Here is a 6,452-nt window from a genome sequence, read left to right on the forward strand (position 1 = left end):
TCTCTAGTGATGAGGTAAACTGTCAACCAGTTTAGCCTTTGCTAGTTTAAGTTTAGCGTCTAGTCTTGTACTAAAAAACACACCTGATAACGCTGCTACCATACCCGCCATTGTCGGAATAGTTGCTTGCGATATACCAGCGGCCATTAGTCTCGGATTACCTGTACCTTGCTCTGCCATGACTTCAAATACGCCAATCATACCGGTTACTGTTCCCAGTAAGCCAATAAGAGGACACATAGCCACTAAGGTTTTAATGGTAATCATATTCTTTTCGAGTAATTCTGCTGCTTCGGAGATCCAAGTTTCTCTAATTCGATGTGCATACCAAGACGTAGTGTCTGTACGAGCTTCCCAATTAGAGATAATACTTTCTCTAAGTTTTGGGTACTCTGATGTTAAGAACCAAAAGCGCTCAATCATCAGTATCCACATTAATAAGAGTGCGAAGGCAACAGCGTAAAGTACGTTACCGCCAGTCGCAATAAAACCCCTGACAGATTCCCAAAGCTCTATCAGGAATAACATTATTTAGACCCCTTCTCAGCAATCGCTGCAATTAACCCGGCGCTTTGCTCGTCTAGTTTTTGTAATACTGACTTACTCTTACCGGCAACAACTGAGTGGATTAAGATAAGTGGTAATGCACAAATCAAACCTAATGCTGTAGTAACAAGCGCCAGAGAGATATCACCCGCCATAATTTTCGGATCACCAGTACCAAATAAGGTAATGGTTTGGAAAGTCATGATCATACCGATTACTGTACCTAATAGACCCATAAGCGGGGCAATAGCAGCAAACATTTTGATCAAGTTAACACCACGGTCAACTTTTGGCGTTTCCCGAAGGATGGCTTCATCAAGTTTTAATTCTAATGTTTCAGCATCTACATTTTGATTATCATAGAAAACTTTAAGCAAACGACCTAGAGGGTTGTTTTCATTAGGTTTATCAAGATTTTTCTCTTGTGTTTTAATGCGAGAAGTCATACCACCTAAAACGATTAAACGCTCAGCAGCAATAAGAAGACCGACAATAAATAATACTGTGATAGCGTAACCAACTTCTTTACCTTCATGGAAGAATTCTTGAACAGTTTTCTTACGTGTTTCTAAAGCTAAGATAGCACCTCGTGAAGGATCAACATATACAGGGGCATAACCAGAAGTAATAGTGAAGAAATCAGCTGCTGTTTCGGCAATGAAACTTGCTGGTTGCTTAGGTAAAGGTTGAACTTGACCAACTTCATCGTTATAAGTTAAAAAACCTGTTTCAGAAATTAAGTTAAAGGCACCAATACGGATGATTGTTTCCGTAGATTTAGTACCATCAAGTTTAGTTACTTCTACACTGAAACGAGAAACCTTACCAGATTCAGTCATTTCGGTTTGTAAAGCAAACCATAATTCTTCTAAATCGCTTAAACTTGGGATTTCTTTAGAGTTAGCGATACGGCTAAGTGCAGCACCACGATTAGGAAATTCAGCACTAACAATAGAAGTACTGATTTGACCATAAGCATTGGCAGCCGCAGCACGACTCACACCAAACATTTCACCTAAAGTGCCAGTTGCATTGTCTAATTCAACTTCTTTTTGCCCTAAGGTTATTTCATTTGCCGCATAGGCTTTCATTAAACGTTTGTTACGCGCTTCCTGAGTCGACAACTCATTTTTTGCTTTATTTAATAAGGCTTGCTTATCACTACGAGCAGATAAAAATTCAGCTTCACGTTTTTTATCAAGTTTTGCTTCAGATACACGATCAGCTTTTACTTGCTTTAACAAGTCATCTAACGAGTTAGCTTGTGTGGTTGTGATCATGCCTACCGTCATAATCGCTGCAAGGGATAAGAAATTTATAACTTTTTTCATTATTTTGCTCCTGCTGCAAATACTGGTAATTTAGTTAAATCCATTGGCAATTGTTTTTTCGCCATACGAATTGCATCAGTAATAGGTTTTAAATATTCATCACCTAACTCTTCCCATGCGCGACTTTTATTATTCCATAACCAAGATTGTTTAGCATCAAGAGACTGTGCAACAAGAGCAATACGACCCATATGGACAAAATCAGTAGTTAAAGTACGACTACCTAAATCAAGTTCGCCTTGATACGCAGCAAAAATAGTACCGTAACCGGATTCAATTTCATAAGCTTCAAGCACTAAACGAAACTGCTCAGAAACTGTTACATTTGAATCTTCCATTACGCTACGTAAATTAGCAACACGCTCTTTACGAAGTACAAGATTCATCGGTACATCTAATTCAATGAATTTTTCAAGCGAGTCAATCATTTTGTACATTAATGGTACAACACCTTGCTTGATTTTATCGATACTATCAATTTGTCTTTGCAAAGAAACAAGAGTGTTTTTTTGATCGTCAACCATACGTTGTACATGGTCGTTATAACCACCTAATACGTCAGCAGAATCAACAGTATTACGGTATTCCCCAAGAAGCTCTTGCGTTTGCTCGTAAATATTAGTGACTTTAGCTTGTGACTTTGCAGATTGCTTGAAGATTTTCGCTTCAGCTTTTTGAAGGTCTGTTAGTGCATCAGCAGCAGCGATGTTGCTACCAGCTAGTGCTAGTGCGCCAATCATCGCTGTGGCGATGAGGCTTTTCTTACTTACTTTGGACATAGTTCCCAACCATTGCTATTTTAATCTTAATAACAAAATATTTGTTATCACGAATATAAAAGTCTGTCTTTTTTAAAATGTAACTTTTTATGAATACAACTGAGCAATAGTCCCAAATGACAGCAAGGCTGTCAAGCTGAGACTTTAAAACTTGGAGTATTATATTTTAGTGTTAACCACTTGATTAACACTAAACTGTATCGTTTTGCTAACAAAATTACTCAGCTTAGCTTAATAAGCTGAGGGACAAAAATTTTGTAGAAGTATGTTTTACTAACATCTTCGTAGTAAGTCAAATTTATTTCAATAAATTGGTGTTTAAAGATACACTTTCTATGTGTATCATCGATTTTGACTAATTTAGAGAGGAAACTCATATTGAACGTCACTAAAAAAATAGACAAAATTGATGTTTTCTATCTTTTATCGATGACCAGATAAACTTGCACAGTGGAGGTTGCGTAAAACTTTATAGCAAGAGATACTTGATTGTAATATAAAGCACATTATCGCCATTTTCGTTGATAGTCAGAATCCCGATGATCTTTCTGAAAATAGATCCTGCCTCGAACAATGAGAAACATATTACAGATGGTATGTTATCAATATTAAAAAAAATAACGTTAAAGTTTAGTTTAGTTTAGTTTATATGAGCAAAACTTATCCTTTTCAATTTTGCTCTATTCAAATCAGTCATAGTACTGACTCTAGTATGCATTAAATATTTTTTAAGCTGTTTTTAACCAAATGATAGTAATGGCTGAGACTATCATCGAGTTAGTTACTAGAAATAACCTCAAATGCTGCCCCTGATTATTTATTATAAGAATATATGTGGTGAAGTTAGTCATCATCTAATGCATCAAACAAAGGCTGTAAATGCTCTTGGTACTTATGCCAAACACCTACAGAACTGGTATAGATTGGCTTACGTACTTGTACTGCGCTAGCCATAGTGATCGTCGATTTACTTTTATTAAATTTAAGACATTTGCTCAGCCAATCTAAATCACAAGTAGCAATTAACTTTCTAATTTCAAGCTCTGGATTACTAACCAATGACTCGTAATGTACATCATAAATAGGTGAGCGTCCGAGTAAATGCATCTAACAAATGATCCTTCGTTTACGTAAATTACTTCAAAACTATTTTGGAGAAATTTATGGGAATTATGCGCAGCCAAGTTCAATGGCAAAACATTTTCAAAGAACAAGAAAACAGTGGCTTAACCATCGTTGGTTATTGTCGTCAACATGAAATATCTACGGCGACTTTTTACGCTTGTCGTAAAAAGTTAGGCATGAACCAAAGCGCTTTTATTCAAGCAAAAATAACACAACAAGTTTAAGTATTTTCGCTCCCTGAGCCAATATGTTTAAACATTGGCAATGTATCTCTTACCTTGCCGAGTACTACTCCCGCACCTTATTTAGCGCAGTTATTACGTGAGTTTATTGGATGAACATATTCTCTGATGCCCCTGAGGTATTTATTCATACTCAGTTTGTTGATTTTCGAAAATCAATTAATGGCTTAGTGGGAATTGTTGAAGCTGAACTTGCTCGTGATGCTTATACTGGCACCTTATTTGTATTTTGTAACAAATCCAAAGACAAACTTAAAATTCTGTATTGGGATAAAACCGGGTTTGCTCTTTGGTACAAACGCTTAGAAAAACAGAAGTTCAAATGGCCAACTAAACACTCGAGTAAGGAGTTTGAATTAACCCATCAACAACTGAGCTGGTTATTATCTGGATATGACGTACTTGGTCATGAGCCACTACACTATCAATCATTGATCTAAAGAGTCATTTATTTCAGTCAACGATCGTGTACGTAAGTCCTTATCCTATTTGCATTTCAAAGATGATTGGTCTTGTTTTAATTGCTAAACTAGGTTGATGAAAATTGATGTCAATTCACTCACCAATGACCCAGAGCAACTCAAGAAAATGCTGTTTGAGTTGCAGGCTAAAACTGCCCAAGCATTGGCGGCCAAAGATAAAATAATCACCGAGCAAGCCATCCGAATCAATCAGTTTATTGAACGCTATGAAATAGCCAAACGTAAACAATTTGGTCAAAGCTCAGAGCAACTTCCCTGTGCGGGTGAAACCTTCAATGAAGCAGAAGAAATCATCGATGAGGTTGATAAAGCGTTATTAGCCGAGCCTGATACTAACAAAAACGTTTCCATTAAAAGTATACCAAAGCGCAAGCCACTACCGAAAACCTTACCTAGAAAAGTAGTAACTATTGATTTATCACTTGACGAGCAAGTGTGTGATTGTTGTCATAGTAAACTGCATAAAATGGGTGAAACCCGCAGTGAGAAACTCGAGTTTGTGCCTGCGCATATCAAAGTGATCGAAACAGTTCGCCCCAAATATACCTGTAAGCAGTGCGAGAAAACGGGGACAGGCAATCAAGTGAAAATTGCCCCCATGCCTGCAACACCTATTCCAAAAGGTATTGCAACGTCGAGCTTGCTGAGTCAAATCATCAGTGCGAAATATCAATACGGATTACCACTCTACCGACAAGAAAGTATGTTTAATGAGTATGGTATTGTGCTGAGTCGAAAAACCATGTCAGATTGGGTCATTCGGTGTAGTGGGTTACTTAGTCCATTGGTTGATGAATTAAAAACCACGCTGCTTAGTCAACCGGTAATACATGCCGATGAAACGCCTTTAAAAGTTATCAAAGCCGATAGAGCCAGTAGCTACATGTGGGTGTATTGTTGCGGTAGCGATACCGGACGAAACAAGGACATAAGAAATATTGTTTTGTATGATTATCACAACTCACGAGCTGCCGCTTGTGTGGTTGATTATCTTGATGGCTATGATGGTTACCTGCAAGTTGATGGTTATGCTGCGTATGGAAAAACAGAGGCAATATTAGCTGGCTGTATGGCGCATGCCCGTCGAAAGTTCATTGATGCTAAAACAGTGCAAGGAAAAAACAAAACCGGCAAAGCTGATGTTGCTTTAAATCTAATAGGTAAACTCTACGGTATTGAAGTAAGTTTGAAAGGTAAAACGGCTGAAGAAAAATATTTAGCGAGGCAAGAAAAATCTAAAGTCATCATTGATAAGCTTACAGGTTGGGTTATCGAAAATAAAGATAAAGTGCCACCGAAAACTAAACTTGGGGAAGCGATGACTTATTGGTGTAATCAAGAATATAAGCTCATCACCTACTTAAAAGATGGCCGTATAAACATTGATAATAATCGAGCAGAGCGAGCAGTAAAGCCGTTTGTCATTGGCAGAAAAAACTGGTTGTTCTCCAATACCCCCTCGGGGTCTGAGGGATCCCCATTTCTTTATCTGAATTGTGCATCCGCGCATGCCTTTAACCCTCCTAGTGCTAGAGCAATGTCAGCAACATTAAACTGATATTGTTCTCGTCTGATTAACTCCTTTCCCAATCGAAAATAAGATAGTACTCGTCTAGATTTAACCGTGTTAGCTTGGAAGTCTTTATAGTAGCCTTTTATGTAAGCCATTTTTCCTACCAATATCAATGAAAATTGGGTAAGCATTGCTATCATGAGTAAAATATTTACTCGTTCTAAACTTGAACTTCGGCAAAAATTTAGTGCTAGGCCGTAACGTTCATTTTTTGTATCTCTAAAGCCTTCTTCTATCTGCATTCGTTGATTGTATAAGTTGACAATCCGCTCTGCAGGCCACTCTAATTCAGGCATGTTGCTCACTAACAACCAAGGCTCTCTACCGCCTTTAGCATACTCTAAGCTTACGCTTCTTCTACTTTTTTTACCGTC

Annotated in this window: 8 protein-coding genes; 3 read left to right on the forward strand and 5 right to left on the reverse strand. The window is 37.7% G+C overall.

The genetic code is table 11. The features are described from left to right. Window positions 1–3: 3 nt before the first annotated feature. The 4 genes from MTCD1_RS05255 to MTCD1_RS05270 all read right to left on the reverse strand — a co-directional run bounded on the left by MTCD1_RS05255 (window position 4) and on the right by MTCD1_RS05270 (window position 3,763). The gene (locus tag MTCD1_RS05255) at window positions 4–528 is read right to left on the reverse strand and encodes a MotA/TolQ/ExbB proton channel family protein (protein ID WP_057181691.1); all 525 of its coding nucleotides are present in this window, start codon (window positions 526–528) and stop codon (window positions 4–6) included. Next, complete coding sequence (locus tag MTCD1_RS05260) at window positions 528–1,877, reverse strand: MotA/TolQ/ExbB proton channel family protein (protein WP_057181692.1); 1,350 nt, start codon at window positions 1,875–1,877, stop codon at window positions 528–530. Before MTCD1_RS05260 ends, MTCD1_RS05255 begins: the two co-directional genes overlap by 1 nt. Then, a complete protein-coding gene (locus MTCD1_RS05265; RefSeq protein ID WP_057181693.1) occupies window positions 1,877–2,656 on the reverse strand; it encodes a DUF3450 domain-containing protein in 780 nt (259 codons plus the stop codon). Before MTCD1_RS05265 ends, MTCD1_RS05260 begins: the two co-directional genes overlap by 1 nt. Before the next feature lie 843 nt (window positions 2,657–3,499). Next, window positions 3,500–3,763: a hypothetical protein gene (locus tag MTCD1_RS05270; RefSeq protein ID WP_057181694.1), complete on the reverse strand. Its 264-nt coding sequence runs from the start codon at window positions 3,761–3,763 to the stop codon at window positions 3,500–3,502. A gap of 56 nt (window positions 3,764–3,819) precedes the next feature. Between MTCD1_RS05270 and tnpA the strand changes: the two genes are divergently transcribed. The 3 genes from tnpA (at window position 3,820) to tnpC (ending at window position 6,063) form a co-directional block, all read left to right on the forward strand. Continuing rightward, on the forward strand, window positions 3,820–4,005 hold the full coding sequence (tnpA, locus tag MTCD1_RS21695) for an IS66 family insertion sequence element accessory protein TnpA (protein ID WP_231733062.1): 186 nt from the start codon (window positions 3,820–3,822) through the stop codon (window positions 4,003–4,005). Window positions 4,006–4,115: 110 nt separating this feature from the next. Continuing rightward, entirely contained in the window at window positions 4,116–4,463 is a 348-nt protein-coding gene (gene tnpB / locus MTCD1_RS05280) for an IS66 family insertion sequence element accessory protein TnpB (protein WP_057181695.1), read from the forward strand. A 97-nt stretch (window positions 4,464–4,560) separates the two neighbouring features. After that, window positions 4,561–6,063: an IS66 family transposase gene (gene tnpC / locus MTCD1_RS05285; protein WP_369007702.1), complete on the forward strand. Its 1,503-nt coding sequence runs from the start codon at window positions 4,561–4,563 to the stop codon at window positions 6,061–6,063. Here tnpC and MTCD1_RS05290 read toward each other — a convergent pair. Beyond that, window positions 5,991–6,452 (reverse strand): transposase (locus MTCD1_RS05290; protein WP_143760088.1); only part of this gene is annotated, 462 nt, incomplete at its 5' end. The genes tnpC and MTCD1_RS05290 overlap by 73 nt on opposite strands.

Origin of the sequence: Colwellia marinimaniae, assembly GCF_002207865.1 — a bacterium.
GTDB lineage: Bacteria > Pseudomonadota > Gammaproteobacteria > Enterobacterales > Alteromonadaceae > Colwellia > Colwellia marinimaniae.

What these genes read in the sequence shown, in the direction of transcription:
- tnpA (WP_231733062.1), top strand. Translation starts at nt 3,820, where the DNA reads ATGGGAATTATGCGCAGCCAAGTTCAATGGCAAAACATTTTCAAAGAA.
- MTCD1_RS05260 (WP_057181692.1), bottom strand. Translation starts at nt 1,877, where the DNA reads ATGAAAAAAGTTATAAATTTCTTATCCCTTGCAGCGATTATGACGGTA.
- MTCD1_RS05270 (WP_057181694.1), bottom strand. Translation starts at nt 3,763, where the DNA reads ATGCATTTACTCGGACGCTCACCTATTTATGATGTACATTACGAGTCA.
- tnpC (WP_369007702.1), top strand. Translation starts at nt 4,561, where the DNA reads ATGAAAATTGATGTCAATTCACTCACCAATGACCCAGAGCAACTCAAG.
- MTCD1_RS05255 (WP_057181691.1), bottom strand. Translation starts at nt 528, where the DNA reads ATGTTATTCCTGATAGAGCTTTGGGAATCTGTCAGGGGTTTTATTGCG.
- MTCD1_RS05265 (WP_057181693.1), bottom strand. Translation starts at nt 2,656, where the DNA reads ATGTCCAAAGTAAGTAAGAAAAGCCTCATCGCCACAGCGATGATTGGC.
- tnpB (WP_057181695.1), top strand. Translation starts at nt 4,116, where the DNA reads ATGAACATATTCTCTGATGCCCCTGAGGTATTTATTCATACTCAGTTT.